We start from the raw sequence: 24,610 nt of genomic DNA, 5'->3' as shown, positions 1-24,610 counted from the left end.
GTCAGAGCACCTTCTTGTCGGTCGTCGAGGAATTGTCTCCCGGAGCGGTCCCGGGACCTGCCCACCCGTCCGTGTGCTCGGTCGCCGGGCGGCGCAGCAGGGCGATGGAACCGGAGACCGTGGTGGCCTTGAGCCTCCCGCTGCCGGTGCCCAGCCGGCCCGTGACCTTGTGGGCGCCCCACTGGCCGTGCACCCGCAGACCGTCGAACGCGTTGGAGATCTGCCCGCTCGCGGTGTTCGCCTCCACCTCCGTGTCCGCGGGGTGCGGCAGACGGATGGCGATCTCGCCGGAGACGCTGGTCAGCCGGACATCGGTGGGACCGGCCGGGTCCAGGTCGACGATCATCGAGCCGCTGACGGAGTCGGCGCGGACGGAGGGGCCGGAGCCGTCCATCACCGTCAGGTCGCCCGACACCGAGTTGAAGCGCAGGTCGCCTGTGACGGTCTGGGCCTCCAGATTGCCGGAGACGGTGTCCGCGCGGACCGGTCCGGAGAGGCCGACCAGCGTGGTGTCCCCGGTGACGCCCTTGACCGCGGAGGGGCCGCGCACGCCCGAGACGACCGCCCCGGCGCCGACCACGCCCACCTCCACGCGGGTGTCGGCGGGCACGGCGAGGGAGACCACCGCGCTGCGCCGCCAGCCCTTGCGGTCGAGCCACTTGAGGAAGCCCTTCCAGGGCAGGTCCTCGTACGCCACCGTCAGCGTGCCGCCCTGCTGGGTGACGATCAGGGGTGGACCCTCGATCTCGGAGACCTCCAGGCGGGCGGAACTCTCCTCGGTGCCCACCACGTTCACCAGACCGTTGACGATGCGCACGTGCAGTTCGCTCACGGGGGCGTCGAAGGTGAGCTTCTGGGGCTCGGCGACGGACCACTCGGACATGGGGCCTCCTCGGCAAGGACACGCGACACGTCACGCCATATCGCGTCTACGAGAGACACGATATATCGCGGCTGTCGGAAGTCAAGACACTCTTTCGTGAGCGCCTCGCGAGCGGCTTGCTCGTGCCGGTGTACGACAGCAGGCCCGCGGCGGACGCCTGTGCCGTCCGCCGCGGGCCTGCTGAAAGGGTCTGGTCTTCCCCTGCGGGGCTACTCGTCGTCCTCGTCGTCCAGCCGCGCCAGCCACGTCGCCAGCCGCTCCACCGGGACCTCGAAGTCCGGGTTCAGGTCGACGAACGTACGGAGCTGCTCCGCGAGCCACTCGAAGGAAACCTCCTCCTCGCCGCGCCGCTTCTCCAGTTCCTCGATGCCTCGGTCGGTGAAGTACATGGCTGGAGCTCCGTCGGTGGGTAGGCGAAGGGACAGGAAAATGATAGGCAGCCGCAGGACCGAACGGGAAAGGGGCGCCCTCCTGGCCGAAGCCGGAGGCGGGCCGCCCCTCGCCGCACGGGCACCCGCCCGGGCGCGGGCGCTCACCGCCGGGCCGAACGGGGCGGGGCCCTGCCCCCGGACGGAATCCGGAAGCTGGCCCCCTGGACGAAGCCGGAGGCCAGACCGACCCTGACCGAACGGGACCCGCGCGGGCGGGAGACGCGGTGCGGGCGTTTGCCGCCGGGCCGAACAGAGCGGGGGCCGGACCCGGACGAGCCCAGAAGCCACCCCTCGCTGGACACAGCCCGCGCGGCGACGGATCGACCACCTCGTGTTCGCGGCGCCGGACGGAGCAGGGCCCGGTCCCGGACGGAATCCGGAAGCTGGCCTCCGGACGAAGCTGGAGGCCAGACCGCCCCTGGCCGAACGGGGAGACGCGGTGCGGGCGCTTGCCGCCGGGCCGAAGGCGGCCGGGCCGGCCTCGGGCGAGTCTGGAAGCCGGGTCTCGTTGGACATGGTCCGCGCAGAGCGACGCCTCGGCCACCAGGCGCTCGGGGCGCTGAACGGGGCAGGGCCCGGTCCCGGGCGAGTCCGGAAACTGGCCCCCTGCTGGACGCGGGCTGCGCAGGGCGATGTCTCGACCACCTCGCGTTCGCGGTGCCGATGTCCTCGGCGGCCTTGCGCTCGGGGCGCTGAATACGGCAGGGCCCGGCCCCGGACGATTCCGGAAACCGGGCCCCGCTGGACGCGGTCCGCGCGGGGCGATGTCTCGGCCACCTCGCGCTCGAGGCGCGCCGAACGGGGCAGAACCCGGCCCCGAATCGGGAAGCCGGGCCCCGCTGGATGCGGCCCGCGCAGGGCGACGTCTCGGACACCTCGCGTTCGCGGCGCCGAATGCGGCAGGGCCCGACCTCCGGGCGATTCCGGAAGCCGGGCCCAGCTCAACGTGGCCCGCGCAGGGCAACGTCTCGACCACCTCGCACTCGCCGCGCCGAAACGCCGCAGGGCCCGGACCCCGGACGATTCCGGAAGCCGGGCCCCGCTGGACGCGGTCCGCGCGGGGCGACGTCTCGGACACCTCGCGCTCGGGGCGCGCCGAACGGGGCAGAACCCGGCCCTGGGCGAATCGGGAAGCCGGGTCCCGTTGGATGCGGTCCGCGCAGGGCATCGCCTCGACCACCCCACGCCCGCAGCGCCCAACGCCGCAGGGCCCGGCCCCCGGAAGAATCCGGAAGCCGGGCCCCGCTGAACGCGGCCCGCGCAGGGTTACGCCTCGAAGACCTCGCGTACCAACTGCTCCTGCTCCGCCTGGTGGCGCTTGGCGGAGCCGACTGCCGGGGAGGAGCCGTGGCGGCGGGAGATGCGGCGCAGGCGCTCGCCCGCCGGGACGTCGGCGCCGACGGCCAGGTCCAGGTGGTCGATCAGGTTGAGGGCGATGAAGGGCCACGCGCCCTGGTTCGCCGGCTCCTCCTGCGCCCAGATGTACTTCTCGGCGTTGGGGTACTTGTTGACCTCCGCCTGGACCTCCGCACCCGGCAGCGGGTACAGACGCTCAAGACGGATGATCGCCGTGTCCGTGATGCCGCGCTTGACCCGCTCGGCCTCCAGGTCGTAGTAGACCTTGCCCGCGCAGAAGACGACCTTGCGGACGGCGGCCGGGTCGACCGTGCTGTCGCCGATGACCGGGCGGAACTCGCCCGTGGTGAACTCCTCCGCCTTCGAGGCGGCGGCCTTCAGGCGCAGCATCGACTTCGGGGTGAAGACGACCAGCGGCCGGTGGTCCGGGTTGTGGACCTGCCACCGCAGGAGGTGGAAGTAGTTCGACGGGAGCGTGGGCATCGCGACCGTCATGTTGTTCTGCGCGCAGAGCTGCAGGAACCGCTCCGGGCGGGCCGAGGAGTGGTCCGGGCCCTGGCCCTCGTAGCCGTGCGGGAGGAGCAGGACCACACCGGAGGTCTGGTTCCACTTCTGCTCGGCCGAGGAGATGAACTCGTCGACGACGGTCTGCGCGCCGTTGACGAAGTCGCCGAACTGCGCCTCCCACATCACGAGCGCGTCGGGGCGGGCCAGCGAGTAGCCGTACTCGAAGCCCATCGCCGCGTACTCGGACAGCAGGGAGTTGTAGACGTTCAGCCGCGCCTGGTCCTCGGAGAGGTACTGCAGCGGGGTGTACTCCTCGCCGGTCTCCCGGTCGATGAGCACCGCGTGGCGCTGGCCGAAGGTGCCGCGCTGGGAGTCCTGGCCCGCGAGGCGGACCGGGGTGCCCTCCAGGAGCAGCGAACCGATGGCCAGGGTCTCGCCCATGCCCCAGTCGATCGTGCCGTCCTCGACCATGGACGCCCGGCGCTGGAGCTGCGGGAGCAGCCGCGGGTGGGCGGTGATGTGGTCGGGGATGTCGATCTGGGACTCGACGATGCGCTTCACGGTCTCCGCGGAGATCGCGGTCGGCACCGCCACCGGGAAGTTGTCGCTCGGCGCCTGGGACTCGCCCTGGACCGGCTGCGCGGTGGCCTCGCGGACCTCCGTGAAGACCTTCTCGAGCTGGCCCTGGTAGTCCTGGAGCGCCTGCTCCGCCTCTTCCAGGGTGATGTCGCCGCGACCGATGAGGGACTCGGTGTAGAGCTTGCGCACCGAGCGCTTCTTGTCGATCAGGTCGTACATCAGCGGCTGGGTGAACGCCGGGTTGTCCGACTCGTTGTGACCGCGGCGGCGGTAGCAGATGAGGTCGATCACCACGTCCTTGTTGAACGCCTGGCGGAACTCGAAGGCGAGCCGCGCGACGCGGACCACGGCCTCCGGGTCGTCGCCGTTCACGTGGAAGATCGGCGCCTCGATCATGCGGGCCACGTCGGTGGCGTACATGGACGAGCGGGAGGACTCCGGGGCGGCGGTGAAGCCGACCTGGTTGTTGATGACGATGTGGACCGTGCCGCCGGTGCGGTAACCGCGCAACTGCGACATGTTCAGGGTCTCGGCCACCACGCCCTGGCCCGCGAAGGCCGCGTCGCCGTGGATCGCCACCGGCAGGACGGTGAAGTCCGTGCCGCCCTTGTTGATGATGTCCTGCTTGGCGCGGGCGACGCCCTCCAGGACCGGGTCGACCGCCTCCAGGTGCGAGGGGTTGGCGACCAGGGAGACCGCGATCTGCTCGCCGTCCAGACCGGTGAAGGTGCCCTTGGCGCCCAGGTGGTACTTCACGTCGCCGGAGCCGTGCATCGACTTCGGGTCGAGGTTGCCCTCGAACTCCCGGAAGATCTGCGCGTACGACTTGCCGACGATGTTGGCGAGGATGTTCAGGCGGCCGCGGTGGGCCATGCCGATGACGACCTCGTCCAGGCGCGACTCGGCGGCGGAGTCGATGACCGCGTCGAGCAGCGGGATGACGGACTCGCCGCCCTCCAGGGAGAAGCGCTTCTGGCCGACGTACTTCGTCTGCAGGAAGGTCTCGAAGGCTTCCGCCGCGTTCAGGCGGCGCAGGATGCGCAACTGCTCCTCGCGCTCCGGCTTGGAGTGCGGGCGCTCGACGCGGTCCTGGATCCACTTGCGCTGCTTGGGGTCCTGGATGTGCATGAACTCGATGCCGATGGTGCGGCAGTACGAGTCGCGCAGCACGCCGAGGATGTCGCGCAGCTTCATCAGGGACTTGCCGGCGAAACCGCCGACGGCGAACTCGCGCTCCAGGTCCCAGAGGGTGAGCCCGTGCTCGGTGATGTCGAGGTCGGGGTGCTTGCGCTGCTGGTACTCCAGCGGGTCGGTGTCGGCCATGACGTGACCGCGGACCCGGTAGGAGTGGATCAGCTCGAAGACGCGGGCGGCCTTGGTGACGTCGTCGTCGTGGCTGGCGTCGATGTCCTTGAGCCAGCGGACCGGCTCGTAGGGGATGCGCAGCGCCTCGAAGATGTCGTCGTAGAAGCCGTTCTCGCCGAGGAGAAGGTTCGCGACCTGGCGCAGGAACTCGCCGGAGGCGGCGCCCTGGATCGTCCGGTGGTCGTAGGTCGACGTGAGCGTCATGACCTTCGAGACGCCGAGCTTGTTCAGGGTGTCCTGGCTGGTGCCCTGGAACTCCGCCGGGTAGTCCATGGAGCCGACGCCCATGATGACCGACTGGCCGGGCATCAGGCGCGGGACCGAGTGGACGGTGCCGAGACCGCCGGGGTTGGTCAGGGAGACCGTGACCCCGGTGAAGTCGTCCATGGTCAGCTTGCCCTCGCGGGCGCGGCGGACGATGTCCTCGTACGCCTGCCAGAACTCGAAGAAGTTCAGCGTCTCGGCCTTCTTGATCGCCGCGACGACGAGCTGGCGGTCGCCGTTGGGCTTGACCAGGTCGATGGCGAGACCGAGGTTGACGTGCGGCGGCTTGACGAGGGTGGGCTTCCCGTCCTTCTCGCCGAACGACCAGTTCATGGACGGCATGGCCTTGATGGCCTGCACCATGGCGAAGCCGATCAGGTGCGTGAAGGAGATCTTCCCGCCCCGGGCGCGCTTCAGGTGGTTGTTGATGACGATGCGGTTGTCGAACAGCAGCTTCACCGGGACCGCGCGGACCGAGGTGGCGGTCGGCAGCTCCAGCGAGGCGTTCATGTTCTTGACCACGGCGGCGGCCGGGCCGCGCAGCGTGATCAGCTCGGGGCCCTCGGCGGCCGGAGCGGCTGCCTTCGGCTGAGCGGCGGCCGGGGCCTGCGCGGGCTTGGCGGGGGCCGGGGCGGCCTTTGCCGCCGGGGCCGGAGCCGGGGTCTGGGCCGGAGCGGCGGCGGGCTTCGCGGCGGCCGGGGGCTGCGCGGCGGGCGCGGCCTGGGCCGGAGCGGCCGAGGTGGTCCCCGCGGCCCCCGCGGCCGTGGCGCTCACCGGAGCCGAGGCGGCAGGAGCCCCCGGCTTGTAGTCGGCGAAGAAGTCCCACCAGGCGCGATCAACCGAATTCGGGTCCTGGAGGTACTGCTGATAGATCTCGTCGACGAGCCACTCGTTCGGGCCGAACGCCGCGGCGGGGTTCTTCCCGGCTTGGTCGTCGGTCGAAAGGTTCGAGTTACTGGGGGACTGTGGCGACACGGCGGCAACCGCCCTCTTCCGCTTCACAAGGTGATGGACAGCGGGAATAAAGGCTACGCCTCCCGGAGGGGGAAGGTCAGGTCGGGCCCGTTCATCGTCGTGTAAGTCACACCGGGAACCGCGTTTCGGGGCCGGAAATGGCGGGAAACAAGCGTGGTTCCGCACGTGAGAGCGAGGGTGAGGGTGCGAGGAACCAGGCCCCTGGACGCGGTCGTTCGTCGACCTGCGTGGGCCCGGACCTGATCACACGCGTCCGGCGGAGCGGATCATCGGTGATCTTGGTCTTCCGGAGTGAACTCTACGTCAACTCGGCTACGAGGAAAGCCCCGGAAGGGTGACGATGATCCGGCAGCCGCGCTCGGATTCGGCCACCCCGATCCGGCCGCCGTGCAGATCCACCGCCCAGCGGGCGATCGCGAGGCCGAGCCCCGTGCCGCCGTCGCTGCCCGGACCGTGCGGACGGGTCACCGCGCCCCGGTTGAACCGCTCGAACACCCGGTGCCACTCCGACCTGGGGATGCCCGGACCCTCGTCCTGGACCTCCAGCTCCAGCGACTCCGGCTGCGCCCCGCGCCGCGCCTTCACCGTCACCCGGCCGTAGGCGGGGCTGTGCTTGACGGCGTTGTCGATCAGGTTGGCGACGACCTGGTGGATGCGCTCGGGGTCCGCGTGCGCGGTCAGCTCCGGCGGGGAGACGTCCAGGTGCAGATGCACGTCGGTGCGGGTGTGGGTGCCCGAGCCCGAGGCGATGCCCGCGCGCGCGGAGGCGACCATGTTGGCCTCCTTCAGCACCCCGGACAGATACGGCCACACCTCGAAGCGGCGCATCTTCAGCGGGACGACGCCGTTGTCGAGCCGGGAGAGGTCCAGCAGGGTCTCCACGAGCCGACCGAGGCGCTCGGTCTGCTGGAGAGCCGTGCGCATGGTCTCGGGGTCGGCCTCGGTGACGCCGTCGACGATGTTCTCCAGCACCGCGCGCAGTCCCGCGATCGGGGTGCGCAGCTCGTGCGAGACATTCGCCACCAGCTCCTTGCGCTGGCGGTCCTGCGCCTCCAGCTCGTCGGCCATGACGTTGATCGTCACGGCCAGGTCGCCCAGTTCGTCGCGGCGTCCCTCGCTCACCCGGCGGGTGTAGTCGCCGTGCGAGATGGAGCGGGCGACCGCGTTCATCTCGTCCAGCGGGGCGGTGAGCGAGTGCGCCACGAACTGGGTGATCAGCAGCGTGGCGATCATCGAGAAGACCGTGATGAAGCGCAGCTCGGTCTTGGTGTGCACCGCGATCATCGACAGACCGGTGGTGATCAGCACCGAGATGACGACCAGCGCGCCCAGCTTGGTCTTGATCGAGAACGGGCGTACGCCGCCCCAGGGCTGGTCCTCCCCGGGGCCCTTCCGTGCGGCTTCCCGTCCCCCGCTCACGGCGTCGGCGTCTCCAGCGCGTACCCGACACCGTGCACCGTGCGGATGCGCTCGGCGCCGATCTTCCGCCGCAGTGCCTTGATGTGGCTGTCCACGGTCCGGGTGCCGGAGGCGTCCGCCCAGTCCCACACCTCGGCCAGGAGCTGCTCACGGGAGAGCACCGCGCGCGGGGTGTTGGCCAGGCACACCAGCAGGTCGAACTCGGTGGGCGTCAGATGCACGTCCTCCGCCTTCACCCGCACCCGGCGCTGGGCGTGGTCGATCTCCAGCTCGCCGAGGCGCAGTATCCCGGAGCGGGGCGTGGTGGCCGCGATGGCGGCGCGCTCCATGCGGCGCAGCAGGACGTGCACACGCGCCGCCAGCTCCCGCATGGAGAACGGCTTGGTCATGTAGTCGTCGGCGCCGACCCCGAGACCCACCAGCATGTCGGTCTCGTCGTCGCGCGCGGTGAGCATCAGCACCGGCACCGGACGGGCGGCCTGCACGCGGCGGCAGACCTCCAGACCGTCGAAGCCGGGGAGCATGATGTCGAGGATCAGCAGGTCGGGCTGCCATGCCTCGGCGGTGTCGACGGCCGCCGGGCCGTCGCTCGCGGTCTGCACGAGGAAACCCTCCGCGCGCAGCCGGGCCGCGATGGCGTCGACGATCGTGGGGTCGTCCTCGACGACCAGCACCCGGCGCTGGGCGCCCTGGGTCGCGCTCGCCGCACCGGTCTGGGAGGTCTGTGTCTGCTCCATCGCCCGCCCCTGCTGCTTTCCGGAATCCGTGGGGTGATCCCATGACTGCGATCGACGCCTGATGATCGGCGTCAGGGCAGCACATTACGGGGACACGCCGCGCCGTCGCTATCCAGGGCGGACGGCGAGATGCACCACGTCGGGAACGCCACGGGCAACGGGCACCTCTTCGGTACGCACCTGCCGGAACCCGGCATTCCGCAAGGTTCCTTCAAATTCCGGAGAGGGCTGGGCCGACCACACCGCCAGCACCCCGCCCGGTCTCAACACCCTTGCGCAGGCGGCGAGTCCGGGCTTCGTGTACAGACCGCCGTTGTCCTCGGTGACGGTCCAGCCGGGACCGTTGTCGATGTCGAGGCACAGCGCGTCGAACGTGTCCGATGTCTCATTGACGTAAGAGACGAGATCGTCCTCGACCACGGCCGTGCGCGGGTCCGCGAGGGCGTCCGCCGACAGTTCCCCGAGCGGTCCGGACCGGTGCCAGCCGATCACGGCGGGCTCCCGCTCCACCACGACGATCCGCCCCCAGTACGGATCGGCCGCCGCGTGGGCCAGCGAGAAGCCGACCCCCAGCCCGCCGATCAGCACGTCCGGCGAGGGGCGCCCGTCGAGCGCGGTCCGCGCCGCGTCCACCAGCAGCCGCTCCGAGCGCCCGTCCGAGGTGTCCATCAGGAAGCACCCGTTGGCGATGATCTGGAGGAGACCGCCGTGCCGGCGCAGGACCACCTCGCCGTACGGCCCGTCGCGCCGGTCCAGGACAACGGGGCTGTCGTGCGTCGTGGTCATGCGGGTCATCCTGCTGGACCGGACGGGACGGGACCACGCGTTTTGCGGAAGCCGCGCGTGATGCGGAACCCGGTCCCGTCTGCGGCGACGCGATCGCCCCTCGTTGTTCGCTCAGAGTGAACAACGGGTGGGGAACATTCCAGGGCTCACGAGCATTGAGTCAGTGTTACTCAAGTTGACTGTCAAAGGGGAGATCATGGCTGATGAGTCCACGGCGTTCACGCTCGTCCTGCCCGTGCTGCCGCTCGACGGTGAAGTCGTGCTGCCGGGGATGGTCGTACCGCTGGACCTGAGTGACGCCGAGGTGCGGGCGGCTGTGGAGGCCGCGCAGGCCGCCGCCCGCTCGGAGTCCGGCAAGCCCAAGGTGCTGCTGGTGCCGCGCATCGACGGCACGTACGCGAAGACCGGTGTGCTCGGTACCGTCGAGCAGGTCGGCCGGCTGGCCGACGGCGACCCGGGTGCGCTGATCCGGGGCCGCGACCGCGTGCGCATCGGTGCCGGTACGACCGGTCCGGGTGCCGCGCTGTGGGTCGAGGGCGTCCGGGTCGAGGAGACCCTGCCCGACCCCCTGCCCGGTCAGGTGACCGAGCTGGTGAAGGAGTACAAGGCGCTGGCCAGCACCTGGCTGAAGAAGCGGGGCGCCTGGCAGGTCGTGGACCGGGTCCAGGCGATCGACGGCGTCTCCGCGCTCGCCGACAACTCCGGTTACTCGCCCTTCCTCACCACCGACCAGAAGATCCAGCTCCTGGAGACCACCGACCCGGTGGCCCGGCTGAAGCTCGCCACCCAGCAGCTCCGCGACCACCTCGCCGAGCAGGACGTGGCCGAGACCATCGCCAAGGACGTCCAGGAGGGCGTCGACAAGCAGCAGCGCGAGTTCCTGCTGCGGCGCCAACTGGAGGCGGTCCGCAAGGAACTGCGCCAGCTCAACGGCGACAGCGCCGACTCCGCCGAGGAGTCCGACGACTACCGCGCCCGGGTCGAGGCGGCCGACCTCCCGGAGAAGGTCCGCGAGGCGGCACTCAAGGAGGTCGACAAGCTGGAGCGCTCCTCCGACCAGTCGCCCGAGGGCTCCTGGATCCGCACCTGGCTGGACACCGTCCTGGAGATGCCGTGGAACGAGCGGACCGAGGACGCGTACGACATCCAGGGCGCCAAGGAGATCCTGGACGCCGAGCACGCCGGTCTTGACGACGTGAAGGAGCGCATCACCGAGTACCTCGCCGTGCGCAAGCGGCGCGGTGAGCGCGGTCTCGGCGTGATCGGCGGGCGGCGCGGCGGTGCCGTGCTCGCGCTGGTCGGACCGCCCGGCGTCGGAAAGACGAGCCTCGGTGAATCGGTGGCGCACGCGATGGGGCGGAAGTTCGTCCGGGTCGCGCTCGGCGGTGTGCGGGACGAGGCGGAGATCCGGGGGCACCGGCGCACCTACGTCGGCGCGCTGCCCGGCCGTGTCGTCCGCGCGATCAAGGAAGCCGGGTCGATGAACCCGGTCGTGCTCCTGGACGAGATCGACAAGGTGGGCTCGGACTTCCGGGGCGACCCGGCCGCCGCCCTCCTCGAAGTGCTCGACCCGGCGCAGAACCACACCTTCCGGGACCACTACCTGGAGGTCGAACTCGACCTGTCCGACGTGGTGTTCCTCGCCACCGCCAACGTCCTGGAGGCGATCCCGGAGGCGCTGGCCGACCGGATGGAGATCGTCCGCCTGGACGGCTACACCGAGGACGAGAAGGTCGTCATCGCCCGCGACCACCTGCTCCCGCGCCAACTGGAGCGCGCCGGTCTGACCGGCGAGGAGGTCGTGATCGACGAGGGCGCGCTGCGCAAGCTCGCCAGTGAGTACACCCGCGAGGCGGGCGTGCGCACCCTGGAGCGGACCGTCGCGCGGCTGCTGCGCAAGGTCGCCGCTCAGCACGAACTGGGCGAGCGGGAGCTGCCGTTCACGGTCCGTGAGGAGGATCTGCGCGGTCTGGTCGGACGTCCGCACCACGTGCCCGAGTCCGCCCAGGACCCCGCCGAGCGCCGTACCGCGGTGCCCGGTGTGGCGACCGGACTCGCGGTCACCGGGGCGGGCGGCGACGTGCTCTTCGTCGAGGCGTCCCTCGCGGACCCCGAGACGGGCGCGGCGGGGCTCACCCTCACCGGTCAGCTCGGTGACGTGATGAAGGAGTCGGCGCAGATCGCGCTGAGCTTCCTGCGCAGTCACGGCGCGGAGCTGGAGCTGCCGGTGGCCGACCTCAAGGACCGCGGCGTGCACATCCACTTCCCGGCGGGCGCGGTGCCCAAGGACGGACCGAGCGCGGGTGTCACCATGACGACCGCTCTCGCCTCCCTGCTCTCCGGGCGGCTGGTCCGCACGGACGTGGCGATGACCGGCGAGGTCTCGCTGACCGGACGGGTCCTGCCGATCGGCGGCGTGAAGCAGAAGCTGCTCGCCGCGCACCGCGCCGGGGTGACCACCGTGATCATCCCCAAGCGCAACGAGGCGGACCTGGACGACGTCCCGGCCGAGGTGCTGGAGAAGCTCGACGTCCACGCCGTGACCGACGTACGCCAGGTGCTTGAGCTGGCGCTGGCCCCGGCGGGGGCGGTGGCGCCCGAGGTGCCCGTGGCCGCGTGACGGCCACGCGCCGGGCGGCGCCCGCACCGGCTGTGCGAAGGGGCGTACGAAGGCCCGGGTTCCCTGGTGGAACCCGGGCCTTCGGGCTGTCCCGGGACGGGACGGGTCGGGACGGCGGCGGCTAGCCGTTGGCCAGCGCGACCACCCGGTCCAGGGCGCCGTTGAACTTGTCGTGGTCGCCCACGGTCGGACCGGACGAGGTGTACTGCCACATCGTCTGCACGCCCCAGCCCGCCGGGAGGGTGCCCGGGGCGGCGGCGTAGCGGGCGATCCACAGGGGATTGTTCGCGGCGAACGCGGCGGAGTTCCCGGTGCACTGGGTCCACCAGCTCGTGGCCGTGTAGATCACGGCGTCCCGGCCGGTGCGGGCCCGGTAGGTGTTCAGGAAGTCCGCGATCCAGGAGACCATCGCGGCCGGGGTCTTGCCGTAGCAGGCGTCGCCGTACGGGTTCCACTCGATGTCGAGCGTGCCCGGCAGGGTCTTGCCGTCGCGGGACCAGCCGCCGCCGTGGTCCACGAAGTAGTTGGCCTGCGCGGCGCCGGTCGTGGTGTCCGGGGTGGCGAAGTGGTACGCGCCGCGGATCATGCCGACGTTGTACGAGCCGTTGTACTGCTGCGCGAAGGACGGGTTGGTGTAGTAGGTGCCCTCGGTGGCCTTGGTGTAGGCCCAGCGGACCCCGCTGTTCCAGAGGGTGGCCCAGTCGACGCTGCCCTGGTGGCCGGAGACGTCGACGCCCTCGGTCTGGACGGCGGCGGCGACGGTGGGGGGCGTGCCGGAGCGGCCGTCGTGGGCGAGGACGCCCATGCCGAGCCAGGCGGAGCCCCGGGCGGGCGCGGCGGCGGTGCGGGCGGCGGCGGGTACGGCGCAGAGGGCGGCGAGCGCGAGCGCCGTCAGCAGGGCCAGGGCGAGCCCCGCGAGGGAACCGGGGGAGTGGGGGCGGCGGGAGCCGGGTCTGTGCACGGGCATGACGTACCTCCTGGGCGATCCGAGGAGAAGTGGGGGGATCGTGGTCATGTCACAGGAACTGTCGGGCCTGTCTGTCATGTCGGGCCCGGTCATTGACGCTACGCACGTAGATGAGCGGGTGGAAGAGGGCTTCGATGCCGCCGTTGGTCTACGCCTGCGAAATACTGACGGAGCTGCGGTGATGACGGGGTTCGGCAGAAAATTTCAGGACGCGAAACCGATTCAGGGGTGCTGACGTGCACGAGGACGGAATGGGCGGCGCGCACGGCGCCGGCGGCCAGGAGGTGCCGCGCTGCGCGGACCAGGAGTTCCTGGCGCTGGAACGCGAGCTGACCGTGCTGCTGCGGCGCGCCCGCGCCAGCCAGGGGGAGATGGCCCGCGAGGTCCACCCCGACCTGGAGTCCTCCGCGTACGGCCTGCTCATCCGGCTCGACGAGTGCGGTGGTCGGCGCGCCACGGAACTTGCCGCGTACATCGGTGTCGGCAAGGCCACCATGTCCCGCCAGTTGCGGGCGCTGGAGGAGCTGGGGCTGATCGCCCGCGAGCCCGATCCCGCCGACGGCCGCGCCTGGCTCGTCACCCTCACCGAGGAGGGGCGCCGCCGGGTCGGCACGGTGCGCGAGGCACGTCGGGCCCGTTACGTCAGCCAGCTCGCCCACTGGGACCGCCGCGAGGTCGCCGAACTGGCGCGGCTGCTGCACCAGTTGAACGGACTCGCGGAGAAGTAGCCCGGCTCAGAAGGCGACGTGGACCACCGACGCGTCGTCGTGGGTCTTGCTGCGGCGCAGGAAGGTCCGCTCCTCGCGGTCCTTCTCCTCCAGTTCGCGCACCCGGGCCACCAGCGCGTCGGCGCCCTGTTCGGCGATCAGGTCGAACAGGGCCGTCCAGTCGCCCTCGTGGAACTTCTCCGTCCAGCGCGTGGCGCCGTCCGTCAACGCCACCAGGGCGCGGACCTCCGCGCGCGGGACGCTGCCGGTGACCGCGCGGGCGGCGACCGAGGGATCGGCGGCGGCGGTGAAGAAGCCGCCCTCCTTGTTGCGCAGGTTCGCGTCGATCAGCGCGTCGGTGGCGAGCGCCTCGCGGGGGAGCCTGGCCAGACGGTCGTCCAGGACCGGGGTGACCGCCCCGTCCGGGGAGCGCAGCAGCAGCGCCGAGTCGGACAGGACCAGGTACTCCAGCAGGTCGGCCGACCAGCGGACCAGAACGACCGTGGCCTGCGGTGTTCGCGGGTGAGAAAGGTCACAGGTTTGAGAGTGGGCGGAACGGGTTCGGTCGATCGCGTGCGCGAGAATCTCCGGCAGCGTCAGATGTCGGTTGGAAACGGTCAGTTCGGTCAGTGCCCCGCCGAGTCGCGCGGTGAACCAGGGAACCGAGTGCGCACAGCCGGTCCCGCCGCGGGGCGGTGTCACCCCGTCGAGCAAGATCACGCAACCGCCCTGACCGCAGGCGGGTAGTCCGACCCCGGCGAAGTCCTCGTTGGGGCGGTCCGGGTCACCGGGTTCCGAGACGAGTTCAGTGCGCACCGGCCCAGTCTGCACGAACCCTCCACAGAAATCGCCAAACCTCGTCGACCATGGCGCATTTGAGCCCTCGGGCTCACATCGGCGCCTGGTTTGAGGGTAATTGGCGTACTACGGCAAGACGTGGCGGCGAATACTGCCAAAGGCTGCCCCGCGCGTCCAACCGGCCCGCCGCGCAGGGGTGTCGGACCGCCCGGCGGAACTTGCCCGCCAACTCCCCTCCGATGTTCACTCCTTCGGGTGGCGGGTCAGGTGATGCGCGGCCACTGCCCACCGGCGCTGGGAGGGTCGGGAACCGTACGAACCGGGTGTACGCACCACTTGGCACCGAGACGACGGGGCGCCACCCGGGCCCTTCGGTAGACGAGTTCAGGATTGCGAGCACCGGTGCAGAAGAAGCGGCCTCGGCGCACAGGCAGGCAGACGGCCCCCGAGGGGGTCGCCGAGCAGACCCCCGTGGGCGCCGGACGCCCCACTCATGTGCGCACCCGGCTGATCGTCGCGGTGGCGGTTGTGGCCGCGGCCATCGCCGGAGCAGGCGCGCCCGCGCTGCTCGGCGCGTCCCAGGACCTCAGCGAGTCCCAGGAGCTGGCGACCCTGTCCGCCCGTACCCAGGACGCCCTCGCGCTGGCGCACTCCCTGGCCGACGAGCGCGACGAGGTCACCGCCTACGTGGCGGCGGGGCGTCCCAAGTCCAAGGCACCCTCCGAGGAGCGCGGCGCCCGGGTGGACCGCCAGGTCGAGGACCTGCGCGCCGACACCGGCATCCCCTCCCGGCTGCGAGCCGACCTCGACGGGATAGCGGCAGTCCGCCGCACCGCGCTCACGGGAAAGACGGACGCGCTCCAGACCCAGCAGGCGTACTCCGCCACCATCGCGGACCTGCACCGGCTCGCCATGGAGCTGGCCGAGAAGATGCCCCCGCGCGCCGGGACCGGCAGCTACGCGCTCGCCGAACTGGACACCGCCGTCCAGCAGTCCGCCGCCGCGCGCGGTCTGCTGCTGGCCGCGCTCAGCGTGCCCTCCACTCCGCGCACGGTGATCAGCCCGGTCACCGGTCTGCCCGTCACCACCCGCACCACCACTGACGCCGACCGCAAGCAGCGCGACGCGCTCACCGCCGCCGCCCAGCAGGCCCGGCTGCGCGCCGACGCCTCCCTCGCGGACTTCCGCGCCACCGGCACCAAGCAGGCGGTCACCTCCTTCGACTCCACGGTGACCGGCGGCGAGGTCAACTCCGCCGAGAAGTACCTCGCCACCCTCACCGACCAGCCGACCCTCGGCGACAGCGAGCTGAACACCAGCCCCAAGAAGCTGGACGCCACGCTCTCCGCCCGCGTCGACCTGATGCGCGGCGCCGAGCAGTCCCTCTACGACCGGCGCACCAAGGACCTCGCCCGGATGCGGGACGACGACGTCACCGCGCTGGAGATCCGCGTCGCCGCGCTCGGCGTGCTGCTGCTGGTCACCGTCGGCATCGCCACCGGCATGGCCCGCACGCTGACCCGCCCGCTGTCCGTGCTGCGCCGCGGCTCGGCCCGGCTGGCCGGCGCCGAGGACCCGACGACCGAGCAGCCGATCGCCTTCACCGGGCGCAACGACGAGTTCGCCCAGGTCGTCCGCTCCGTCAACGCGCTGCACGCGCACGCCGTCGCGCTGCACGAGCGGGTCGGCACGCTGGAGACCGACCGCAAGCACCTGGTCGGCCAGCGGCAGAAGATGGCCGACGCGCGCGAGCAGCTCCGTACCGAACTGTCCGAGTCCTCCGCCCAGTTGGAGCGGCTGCGGACCAGCATCGGCGGCACCTTCGTCAACCTCGCGCTGCGCACCCTCGGTCTCGTCGAGCGCCAGCTCTCGGTCATCGAGGGTCTGGAGGAGCGCGAGCAGGACCCCGAGCGGCTGGCCACGCTGTTCAAGCTGGACCACTTCGCCACGGTCATGCGCCGCCACAGCGAGAACCTGCTCGTCCTCTCCGGCACCGAGCACGTCCTGCCGCACCCCGGTCCGGTCCCGCTGGTCGACGTGGTCCGCGCGGCCGTCAGCGAGATCGAGCGCTACGAGCGTGTCCGTATCGCCGCGCTGCCCCCGCACGCCCATGTGGCTGGGTTCGCCGCCGACGACCTCTCCCATCTGCTCGCCGAACTCATGGAGAACGCCAGCTCGTTCTCCCCGCCCGACCTGCCCGTCGAGGTCTCCGGCTGGATGCTGGAGTCCGGCGAGGTCATGCTCTCCGTCCAGGACGAGGGCATCGGCATGACCACCGAGCGCATGGACCGGCTCAACGCCCGCCTCGCGGAGTTCGACCCGGAGTCGCCGTACGAGCAGGAGGGCGCCGAGGGTCTCGGTCTCGGTCTGTACGTGGTGGCCCGGCTCGCCCACCGGCACGGCATCCGCGTGAAGCTGCGCGAGCAGAAGCAGGGGGGAGTGGCGGCGGTCGTCGTCCTGCCCGAGGCGCTGCTCGCGGAGACCCCGGTCGCCGCGATCCCGCACCCCTCCACCCGGCGCGACGTCACCCAGTCCTTCTCGCTGCCCGGCGCCGACGCGGAGGCCAACTCCAACGTCCTGCGCGGTCGCGACAAGGGCGCCGACCCGCTGGTCGCCCTCGCGGAGAAGGCGGTACGGGAGAACGAGGCGCGGGACGGCTCCGCCGGACGCGTACCGCCGCTGGTCACCGAGACCACGATGGAGCTGCTGCTCCCGGAGACGGACACCGAGGACGGGGCTGCCGGTGCCGCGTCCGCTGATGCCGCAGCCACGGACGGGGACGCCGACGCGGACGCCGTTCGGCCGGTCGAGGAAGCCAGGCCGTCGGGCGAGGGCTCCGGCCGCATCGCCCGCGCCCAGCGCCTCGCCGCCCGCGCAGCCCGCCCCGACGACTGGCCCGGCGGACCCGCGGCCACGCCTTCCGGCGGGGACGACGACTGGCCCGGCGCCGGTGCCGACCGGTCCGACGCCGCTGCGCCCTCCGGCGCGCGCGCCGCGCGGTCCGGCGGTGACGATGACTGGCCCGGTGCGTCGGACGAGCGGTCGGAGACCGCTGCCGCGCCTTCCGTGCCGCGTCCGGCCCGGTCCGGCGAGGACGATGACTGGCCCACTGGTGCCGACCGGTCCGACGCTGCCGCGCCTTCTGGCGCGCGTGGCGCGCGGTCCGGCGACGGCGACGACTGGCCCGGTGCGTCGGGCGAGCGGTCGGAGACCGCTGCCGCGCCTTCCGTGCCGCGGCCGGCCCGGTCCGCTCCGGACGACGACTGGCCCGGCACGGATGCCGACCGGTCCGACGCCGCCGCGCCTTCCGGGGCGCGTGCCGCGCGGTCCGACGGGGACGATGACTGGCCCGGCGCCGACGCTGACCAGTCCGACGCTGCCGCGCCCTCCGGCGCGCGCGCCGCGCGGTCTGGCGGGGACGATGACTGGCCCGGCGCGTCGGACGAGCCGTCCGGCACCGCCGCCGAGCGCGCCACCCGCCGGGCTCAGGACGACGACTGGCCCGGCGCCGACGCTGACCGGTCCGACGCCGCTGCGCCCTCCGGCGCGCGTGCCTCGCGGTCCGGCGGGGACGACGACTGGCCCGGCGCCGGTGCCGACCGGTCCGGTGACGGCGACGACTGGCCCGGCGCGTCGGACGAGTCGTCCGGCATCGCCGCCGAGCGCGTCACCCGCCGGGCGCAGGGCGACGACTGGCCCGGCGCCGGCGCCGCGTCGTCCGGTGCCGAGCACGAGCGGAGCGAGTCCGTGCCGCAGGCGCGTATCCCCGCCCCGAGGTCAGGTGACGCCCCTGGGGAGGGGACCGCTCACGACCGCGCGGCGGACGAGACGGAGGCGGAGGACCGGCTGACGGCCAAGGGACTCCCCAAGCGCACACCCAAGATCACCGCACCCGAGGCGCCGGTGGCTCCGCGCGGCGGAAGCGTCGACGCCGAGGCACTGCGCCGCAGGCTCGGCGGATTCCGCCGCGGAGCCCAGGCCGGCTACCGGGATGTGGAAGCGGAGATCGCCGACCAGACGGACCGGAACGAGCGGCCCGCCACCGGCGAACACGTCGAAGAAGCCACGGGGGGCCCAGCCGAGGAGGCAAGCAGTTGACCACGCCCAGTACCTACGGACTGAGCAGTGAAGCCCGCAACCTGCACTGGCTGCTGACCAACCTGGTCGAGGAAGTACCCGGCATCCAGTCCGTGGCGGTCGTCTCCTCCGACGGCCTGCTGCTTCTGTCGTCCGACCCCGAGCGGGCGGAGGAGTCCCGGCAGGTACGCCCTGCCAAGGGTCCGCGCGGCAGCGCCGCCGACCTCGCCACCATCGTCTCCGGCATCGGCAGCCTCACCGTCGGCGCCGCCAAGCTGATGGACTCCGGCGGGGTCAAGCACACGATGGTCGCGATGGACGAGGGAAGCCTGTTCGTCATGTCGATCAGCGACGGTTCGCTGCTCGGCGTGCACGGCTCCGCCGAGTGCGACATGAGCGTCGTGGCGTACCACATGGCCCTGTTCGTCGGCCGTGCCGGACACGTGCTCACGCCCGAACTCCGCAGCGAGCTGAGGAAATCGCTGGAGTCCGAGACGACGGGGAGCGGCCGATGAGCAGGACGGAGACGAGGAACAAGGCCAAGAAGGGGCAGCTTCCCGTGCGCGGCGGCGACCGCAAGGCCGCGCGCGTGCGCCCCTACTCGCTCACCGGCGGGCGCACCCGCTTCGGCCACGTCCTCCTGGTGGAGACGTTCGTGGCCACCACGGCGGCCATCGACGCCCCCGAGGAGCGCAAGGAACTGACGAATGGCTCCACCGGCGCCCGGGTCATGCCCGAGATGCTGGCCATCGTCGAACTGTGCCGCCGTATGCGCACGGTGGCCGAGATCGCCGCGCTGCTGAGCATGCCGCTCGGCGTGGTCCGGGTGCTCCTGAGCGACCTCGCGGACCAGGGAAAGATCCGTGTGTACGGCACCGGAACCGGTCACGGCACCGGCCGTCCGGACCGCGCTCTGCTGGAAAGGGTGCTGAGTGGACTCCGTCGTCTCTGACGCCACCGCCTCCGTCGGGAACGTCTCCACCGTCTCCGCCCTCGTCGGGACCGCCGATCCCGACGAGAACCCGCAGTCCTGGCAGCAGGACCGCAGCCGCGCCCCCGTCGCCACCAAGATCGTGGTGGCGGGCGGCTTCGGCGTGGGCAAGACCACCCTGGTCACGGCGGTCTCGGAGATCACTCCGCTGCAGACCGAAGCCCTGATGACCCAGGCGAGCGAGGACACCGACGACCTCACCGCCACCCCGGGCAAGACGTCCACCACCGTGGCGATGGACTTCGGCCGCATCACGCTCGACGACGACCTGGTGCTCTACCTGTTCGGTACGCCGGGCCAGCAGCGGTTCTGGTTCATGTGGGACGACCTGGTGCGCGGCGCGATAGGCGCCGTGGTCCTGGCCGACACCCGGCGGCTCAAGGACTGCTTCCCGGCGCTGGACTACTTCGAGAGCTGCGGCCTGCCCTACGTGGTCGCGGTCAACCACTTCGACGGCACGGAGAGCTTCGAGCCGGAGGACGTGCGGGAGGCGCTGACCATTCCGGCGCACATCCCTGTCATGATCATGGACGCCCGGCGCCGGATCTCGGCCATCGAGACGCTGCTGGCCCTGGTGGGCCACGCGCTGGACGTCACCCCCGAGTAGTCCCAGCCCCCGTAGGAGACACCCCCGTATGCGCAAGATACTCGTCGTCGGAGCCGGGCAGTCCGGACTCCAGCTCGCCCTCGGCCTCCAGTCGCACGGCTACGAGGTCACGCTCATGTCGAACCGGACCGCGGACGAGATCCGCTCCGGCCGGGTCATGTCGACGCAGTGCATGTTCGACACGGCGCTGGGGCACGAGCGGGACCTGAAGCTCAACTTCTGGGAGTCCCAGGCTCCGAAGATCGAGGGTCTCGGCGTGTCCGTCGCGGCTCCCGGCTCCTTCGACCCGGGTCCCTCCCAGCGGGCCATCGACTGGGTCGGCAAGCTGGAGGGGTACGCGCAGTCGGTCGACCAGCGGGTCAAGATGGCCGGCTGGATGGAGACCTTCGCCCAGCGCGGTGGTCAGTTGGTCATCCACGGCGCTGCCGTCGGCGACCTGGACTACTTCTCCCGCACCTACGACCTCGTACTGGTCTCGGCGGGCAAGGGCGAGCTGGTCTCGATGTTCGCCCGCGACCCGGAGCGCTCCCCGTACACCGAGCCCCAGCGCGCGCTCGCGGTGGCGTACGTGCACGGGCTCGGCCCGCGTCCGGAGCACCCGGACTTCGAGGCGGTCCGCTGCAACCTGGTGCCGGGCGTCGGTGAGATGTTCGTGATGCCGACGCTGACCACCTCCGGTCGTGCCGACATCCTGTTCTGGGAGGGCATACCCGGCGGTCCGCTCGACGTCTTCAACGGCGTCAAGGACCCCACCGAGCACCTCTCCCTGACGCTGGAGCTGATGGAGAAGTTCCTGCCCTGGGAGTACGCGCGCGCCACCAAGGTCGAGCTGACCGACGCGGGCGGCACCCTCGCGGGACGCTACGCGCCGACCGTGCGCAACCCCGTCGGTCACCTCCCCGGCGGCGGTCTGGTGCTCGGCGTGGCCGACGTGGTCGTCGCCAACGACCCGATCACCGGCCAGGGTTCGAACTCCGCGTCCAAGTGCGCAGCCGCCTACCTCGCCTCCATCCTGGAGCGCGGTGACGAGCCCTTCGACGAGGAGTGGATGCGGGCCACCTTCGACCGCTACTGGGACACCGCCCAGCACGTCACCAAGTGGACCAACGCGATGCTCGCCCCGCCGCCGGAGCACATCCTCAACCTGATCGGCGCCGCCGGACAGCTCCAGCCGGTCGCGGACCGCTTCGCCAACGGCTTCGACAACCCCGCCGACTTCGAGAACTTCTTCTACGACCCGGAGAAGACGGCGGCATACCTGGGCTCGGTCACCGGAGCCTGATCCGCTTCCCAGCCCGCCGACAGCCCCGGAGATCTCCTCTCCGGGGCTGTCGCCGTTCCTGGTCCGGGCGCCACGGGACCTACGGCCGCTCCGTCCCGGACGCCGTCAGGGAGGCGCCGTCGTCGACCGGCGACTCGGCGGCCCGCCTGGCCCGCTCCTCCTCGGCCTTCATCCACCCCTGGTGATTCAGCTCGATCGCCATGTCCCCGGACATGCCCGCGCACTCCTCGGGTGTCGGGTCCTTCTTCGGACTCCAGTGCCTGGGGTGGGCGAGGAGGAGATCCGCCCAGGCGTCGACGCAGGCCACGCGGGCCGCCGCCACGCTCGCGTTCGGTGTCGCACCCGGGAGACCGGGCGGTTGCTCCGGTTGTGTCGGTCCGCTGGTCCCGCCGCTGCCGCATCCTGTCGTCGCGACGGCGAGGGCAACGGCTGACAGGACCGCGCTGGCGGCTCGTCGGGCGTGCATGGTCTCCCCAGGGCTTGTCGATCACTGGGGGGAATCATGGGACCTGGCGTTCGGTCAGGGGCGTGATGTGGCCGGGTCGTTATCCGGCCGGGCGGAGTTCGCCCCGGGTCACGTCGGGGTTCGCTCCGGTGGTCACAGGCGGCGTGGGGGCGCGTCCGGGCGGACCGCGCCCAGGATGGGGTTGGCGGCGATGGGGGAGATCTTGACGTGGTCGCCGGGGCGGGGTGCCTGGACGACCTTGCCGTTGCCGATGTACATCGCGACGTGGGTGGCCTCGGGGAAGTAGATCACCAGGTCGCCGGGGCGGAGAGCGGTCAGGGGGATGCGTTGCAGCGAGGACCACTGCTCCTGGCTGGTGCGGGGGATGGGGGTGCCCGCGCGGGCCCAGGCGCGGGAGGTCAGACCCGAGCAGTCGTACGCGGACGGTCCCTCGGCGCCCCACACGTACGGCTTGCCGATCTGGTCCATCGCGAAGCTGAGCGCGCGGGTGCCCGCGGTGGACGCGGGCCGGTTCGGACCCAGTGCGCCGGAGGAGGCGAGACGATTCTGCGCCTCGGTCACGCCGTCCTGTTCCAGTTGGTTCACCTCGGTGAGCTGCGCCGGGGTGAGGGCGGCGAGCATCCGCTCCACGTCCCGCAGCCGGGCCGTCACACCGTCCCGGTCCCGTTTCTGTTTGTCCGCCAGGGTCTCCTGGGTGTCCAGCGCCTTGCGCGCCGCCCTGGCCACGGTGTCCGCCCGCTGCTCGGCGCCGGTCAGCCGGTCCAGGGTCCGGGCGCGGGCGCTGGCCAGCCGTCCGATGACGTGCCCCTCGTCCAGCGCCTGCTGCGGATCGCGGGCGAGGAGCAGCCGGACGTAGGGGGAGAAGCCCGAGCTGTTCTGGTACTGCTCGCGGGCCAGCCGCCCGACGTCGCCCCGGCTGCCGTTCAACGCCAGCCGCGCGCGGGCCAGTTCGTCGTCGAGGCGGCGTACCTCGGCGCGCTGCCGGGTCAGCTTCTCCGAGGTGCCGTTGTAGGTCTCGGTGGCCTGCTCGGTCTGCCGGTACAGCCGCTGAAGGTCCGTCAGCAACTGGGACGCCGAGCGCGGCGGCGCCGGTTCGGCCGCCGCGGGCACGGGCGCGAGAGCCGCCTGGGCGGCCACCGCGGCCGTACAGGCCAGACGCAGAAGCGTTCCTGACACGCCATCACCTCCGGTGCGGAGCCGCGGACCTTCCGCCTCCTCCGTACCGCGAGCATCGGGTGCCTGTCGCGGGACGCGCGCGCCGGACGTGCGCGGTCCGGCGCAACCTTGTCACCCGGTCGGGTCGTCCGGCTTGCCGTCCGGCGTGTTGCCCGGCGCCGTGTCGTCGGCGGGGCGCGGGAGGGGCTTGGACCACGGCCAGCGCGGGCGGTCCCCGCTCCGCTCGCCCGCGGGGTCGTAGACGTACTTCCAGCCGCGCACCAGCCCCAGCCGCTTGGTGTGACCCAGCGGTTCGCGGCGGTAGTGGAGCACCGTGGGCGGTCCGCCGGCCGCGTCGGGGACGGGGATGCGGTACGTCTTCGGGGGGTGCCCGGTGGGACCGAGCAGCACGGGCAGCACCCGGCCGTCCATGGGGCCGCCCTCGAAGGGGGTGTCCTGACTCTTCACGCGCCCAAGTCTCGGTCATCCCCGGCCAGGTCACCGAGGAGCGCCGCCGTCTGCGGGTCGCGGTGCGCGGTCACCGCGAGGACGGCGGTGAACTGCTCCACCAGCCAGTCGCGCAGCTCGTCCGTCGGGGGACGCTTGCCGTCGTCCAGCCACATCAGCGAGGACGCCTCGACCGCCGCGATCCACATCCGCACGGTCATCCGCAGCCGGGGACCCGGCTCGGTCACGCCGAGGTGGCGGAAGACGTGCTCGGCGGCGGCCCGGCGCACCCCGTCCACGATGGCGGTCGTCCGGGAGGTCTCCACCACGCTGCCGCCCTGGAGCAGCGCGCTGAACCCGGTGTCGTGCTGGTCCACGAAGGCGAGGTACCGGTCCAGGGCGCGGGCCAGCCGGGGTACCAGCGGACCCTCGCGCGGCTCGTCGAAGCACTGGCGCAGCGCGTCCGCCGCCGAGGTGAGCGCGGCCTCGTAGAGCTGCTGCTTGCCACCGGGGAAGTAGCGGTACACCAGCGGTCGCGAGACCCCGGCCGCCTCCGCCACGTCGTCCAGCGAGACGTCCTCCGGCGCCCGGTGCGCGAAGAGGGACAGCGCCGCGTCGAGAAGCTGACTGCGACGCTGCTCCACGCTCAGGCGTCGATAGGCGGGAGAGGGGGCCTGCGGGCTCATGCCCGGCAGCGTAATCGCTCCGCTCACGGCCACCGGGCGGACCCGGTCGTTCCGGTGCCGGGCGGCCCCGACCGCCCCCGCCGAGTCCGGCGAGCCCGGCTCGGCGGCTCTGGTGCGCCCGGCTGAGGCGTCCCTGGCGTGCCCGGTGACGACGGCTGCGGCGGCCTTGGTGCGCCCGGCTGAGGCGCCCCTGGCGCGCCCTGTCGCGGTGGCTCGGTGTGTCGGGTGATGTCCGGTGGCGGTGGGTGCGGCGGCTCTGGTGCGCCCGGCTGAGGCGTCCCGGGCGCGCCCTGTCGCGGTGGCTCGGCGTGCCCGGTGATGTCCGGTGACGACGGCTGCGGCGACCCCGGCCGACCCGGTCACGGCGCTCCGGGCGTGCCCGGGCGCGGTGGCCCGGCGTGCTCGGGCGCTCGGGCATGGTGTGCCCGGTGCCCGGTGCCCGGTGCCCGGTGCCCGGTGCCCGGTGCCCGGTGCCCGGTGCCCGGTGCCCGGTGCCCGGTGCCCG

19 protein-coding genes are annotated in these 24,610 nt (G+C 72.0%); 7 read left to right on the top strand and 12 right to left on the bottom strand.

The features are described from left to right. Nucleotide 1: 1 nt before the first annotated feature. The 6 genes from IF655_RS13330 to IF655_RS13305 form a co-directional block, all read right to left on the bottom strand. Nucleotides 2-883: a DUF4097 family beta strand repeat-containing protein gene (locus IF655_RS13330; RefSeq protein WP_199584939.1), complete on the bottom strand. Its 882-nt coding sequence runs from the start codon at nucleotides 881-883 to the stop codon at nucleotides 2-4. Nucleotides 884-1,092: 209 nt separating this feature from the next. Continuing rightward, nucleotides 1,093-1,272, bottom strand: coding sequence for a DUF6104 family protein (locus IF655_RS13325; protein ID WP_018544467.1), 180 nt, complete (start codon nucleotides 1,270-1,272; stop codon nucleotides 1,093-1,095). Between the two features lie 1,308 nt (nucleotides 1,273-2,580). Continuing rightward, nucleotides 2,581-6,360 (bottom strand): multifunctional oxoglutarate decarboxylase/oxoglutarate dehydrogenase thiamine pyrophosphate-binding subunit/dihydrolipoyllysine-residue succinyltransferase subunit, encoded by a 3,780-nt coding sequence (locus tag IF655_RS13320; protein ID WP_199584938.1) that lies wholly within the window; start codon nucleotides 6,358-6,360, stop codon nucleotides 2,581-2,583. Between the two features lie 312 nt (nucleotides 6,361-6,672). Beyond that, nucleotides 6,673-7,779 carry a cell wall metabolism sensor histidine kinase WalK gene (locus IF655_RS13315; protein ID WP_199584937.1) on the bottom strand — a complete coding sequence of 369 codons (1,107 nt, stop codon included), beginning with the start codon at nucleotides 7,777-7,779 and terminating at the stop codon, nucleotides 6,673-6,675. Beyond that, nucleotides 7,776-8,516, bottom strand: a complete 741-nt coding sequence (locus IF655_RS13310) for a response regulator transcription factor (RefSeq protein WP_199584936.1) — start codon at nucleotides 8,514-8,516, stop codon at nucleotides 7,776-7,778. Before IF655_RS13310 ends, IF655_RS13315 begins: the two co-directional genes overlap by 4 nt. Nucleotides 8,517-8,624: 108 nt before the next feature. Beyond that, complete coding sequence (locus IF655_RS13305; RefSeq protein WP_199584935.1) at nucleotides 8,625-9,302, bottom strand: spermidine synthase; 678 nt, start codon at nucleotides 9,300-9,302, stop codon at nucleotides 8,625-8,627. A gap of 196 nt (nucleotides 9,303-9,498) precedes the next feature. Here IF655_RS13305 and lon point away from each other — a divergent pair, with 196 nt between their 5' ends. After that, complete coding sequence (lon, locus tag IF655_RS13300; protein WP_199584934.1) at nucleotides 9,499-11,922, top strand: endopeptidase La; 2,424 nt, start codon at nucleotides 9,499-9,501, stop codon at nucleotides 11,920-11,922. 121 nt (nucleotides 11,923-12,043) lie between these two features. Here lon and IF655_RS13295 read toward each other — a convergent pair whose 3' ends face one another. After that, nucleotides 12,044-12,889, bottom strand: a complete 846-nt coding sequence (locus IF655_RS13295) for a lysozyme (protein ID WP_199584933.1) — start codon at nucleotides 12,887-12,889, stop codon at nucleotides 12,044-12,046. Between the two features lie 236 nt (nucleotides 12,890-13,125). On the opposite strand from IF655_RS13295, the gene IF655_RS13290 reads away from it, so the two are divergent. Continuing rightward, complete coding sequence (locus IF655_RS13290) at nucleotides 13,126-13,617, top strand: MarR family transcriptional regulator (protein ID WP_199584932.1); 492 nt, start codon at nucleotides 13,126-13,128, stop codon at nucleotides 13,615-13,617. A gap of 6 nt (nucleotides 13,618-13,623) precedes the next feature. On the opposite strand, the gene IF655_RS13285 is transcribed toward IF655_RS13290, so the two are convergent. Continuing rightward, a complete protein-coding gene (locus IF655_RS13285) occupies nucleotides 13,624-14,412 on the bottom strand; it encodes a protein phosphatase 2C domain-containing protein (RefSeq protein WP_199584931.1) in 789 nt (262 codons plus the stop codon). 384 nt (nucleotides 14,413-14,796) lie between these two features. On the opposite strand from IF655_RS13285, the gene IF655_RS13280 reads away from it, so the two are divergent. Genes IF655_RS13280 through IF655_RS13260 form a run of 5 tightly spaced genes read left to right on the top strand, consistent with a single transcriptional unit; the run spans nucleotide 14,797 to nucleotide 21,351 of the window. Further along, nucleotides 14,797-18,492, top strand: coding sequence for a nitrate- and nitrite sensing domain-containing protein (locus tag IF655_RS13280; protein ID WP_199584930.1), 3,696 nt, complete (start codon nucleotides 14,797-14,799; stop codon nucleotides 18,490-18,492). Then, the gene (locus IF655_RS13275) at nucleotides 18,489-18,986 is read left to right on the top strand and encodes a roadblock/LC7 domain-containing protein (RefSeq protein ID WP_199584929.1); all 498 of its coding nucleotides are present in this window, start codon (nucleotides 18,489-18,491) and stop codon (nucleotides 18,984-18,986) included. Before IF655_RS13280 ends, IF655_RS13275 begins: the two co-directional genes overlap by 4 nt. Further along, nucleotides 18,983-19,423 carry a DUF742 domain-containing protein gene (locus IF655_RS13270; RefSeq protein ID WP_199584928.1) on the top strand — a complete coding sequence of 147 codons (441 nt, stop codon included), beginning with the start codon at nucleotides 18,983-18,985 and terminating at the stop codon, nucleotides 19,421-19,423. The genes IF655_RS13275 and IF655_RS13270 overlap by 4 nt, the downstream gene beginning before the upstream one ends. Beyond that, nucleotides 19,404-20,069, top strand: a complete 666-nt coding sequence (locus IF655_RS13265) for an ATP/GTP-binding protein (protein WP_199584927.1) — start codon at nucleotides 19,404-19,406, stop codon at nucleotides 20,067-20,069. The genes IF655_RS13270 and IF655_RS13265 overlap by 20 nt, the downstream gene beginning before the upstream one ends. Nucleotides 20,070-20,097: 28 nt before the next feature. Continuing rightward, a complete protein-coding gene (locus IF655_RS13260; protein WP_199584926.1) occupies nucleotides 20,098-21,351 on the top strand; it encodes a styrene monooxygenase/indole monooxygenase family protein in 1,254 nt (417 codons plus the stop codon). A 79-nt stretch (nucleotides 21,352-21,430) separates the two neighbouring features. Here the strand turns inward: IF655_RS13260 and IF655_RS13255 are convergent, their stop codons facing one another. The 4 genes from IF655_RS13255 to IF655_RS13240 form a co-directional block, all read right to left on the bottom strand. Further along, nucleotides 21,431-21,673 carry a hypothetical protein gene (locus IF655_RS13255; RefSeq protein WP_199584925.1) on the bottom strand — a complete coding sequence of 81 codons (243 nt, stop codon included), beginning with the start codon at nucleotides 21,671-21,673 and terminating at the stop codon, nucleotides 21,431-21,433. Nucleotides 21,674-21,949: 276 nt separating this feature from the next. Then, nucleotides 21,950-22,993 carry a C40 family peptidase gene (locus tag IF655_RS13250; RefSeq protein ID WP_199584924.1) on the bottom strand — a complete coding sequence of 348 codons (1,044 nt, stop codon included), beginning with the start codon at nucleotides 22,991-22,993 and terminating at the stop codon, nucleotides 21,950-21,952. 111 nt (nucleotides 22,994-23,104) lie between these two features. Continuing rightward, entirely contained in the window at nucleotides 23,105-23,440 is a 336-nt protein-coding gene (locus IF655_RS13245) for a hypothetical protein (RefSeq protein WP_199584923.1), read from the bottom strand. Continuing rightward, complete coding sequence (locus IF655_RS13240; RefSeq protein WP_199584922.1) at nucleotides 23,437-24,105, bottom strand: TetR/AcrR family transcriptional regulator; 669 nt, start codon at nucleotides 24,103-24,105, stop codon at nucleotides 23,437-23,439. Before IF655_RS13240 ends, IF655_RS13245 begins: the two co-directional genes overlap by 4 nt. Between the last annotated feature and the right edge of the window lie 505 nt (nucleotides 24,106-24,610).

It is taken from the genome of Streptomyces sp. DSM 110735 (assembly GCF_016482685.1).
In the GTDB taxonomy this organism is placed as follows: domain Bacteria; phylum Actinomycetota; class Actinomycetes; order Streptomycetales; family Streptomycetaceae; genus Streptomyces.
Note: the sequence above shows the minus strand (reverse complement) of the source record. Positions and strands in the feature narration are given on the sequence as shown.

Coding starts and splice junctions, on each gene's coding strand:
- IF655_RS13260 (WP_199584926.1), top strand. CDS start 20,098: ATGCGCAAGATACTCGTCGTCGGAGCCGGGCAGTCCGGACTCCAGCTC.
- IF655_RS13240 (WP_199584922.1), bottom strand. CDS start 24,105: ATGAGCCCGCAGGCCCCCTCTCCCGCCTATCGACGCCTGAGCGTGGAG.
- IF655_RS13330 (WP_199584939.1), bottom strand. CDS start 883: ATGTCCGAGTGGTCCGTCGCCGAGCCCCAGAAGCTCACCTTCGACGCC.
- IF655_RS13270 (WP_199584928.1), top strand. CDS start 18,983: ATGAGCAGGACGGAGACGAGGAACAAGGCCAAGAAGGGGCAGCTTCCC.
- IF655_RS13305 (WP_199584935.1), bottom strand. CDS start 9,302: ATGACCACGACGCACGACAGCCCCGTTGTCCTGGACCGGCGCGACGGG.
- IF655_RS13295 (WP_199584933.1), bottom strand. CDS start 12,889: ATGCCCGTGCACAGACCCGGCTCCCGCCGCCCCCACTCCCCCGGTTCC.
- IF655_RS13325 (WP_018544467.1), bottom strand. CDS start 1,272: ATGTACTTCACCGACCGAGGCATCGAGGAACTGGAGAAGCGGCGCGGC.
- IF655_RS13310 (WP_199584936.1), bottom strand. CDS start 8,516: ATGGAGCAGACACAGACCTCCCAGACCGGTGCGGCGAGCGCGACCCAG.
- lon (WP_199584934.1), top strand. CDS start 9,499: ATGGCTGATGAGTCCACGGCGTTCACGCTCGTCCTGCCCGTGCTGCCG.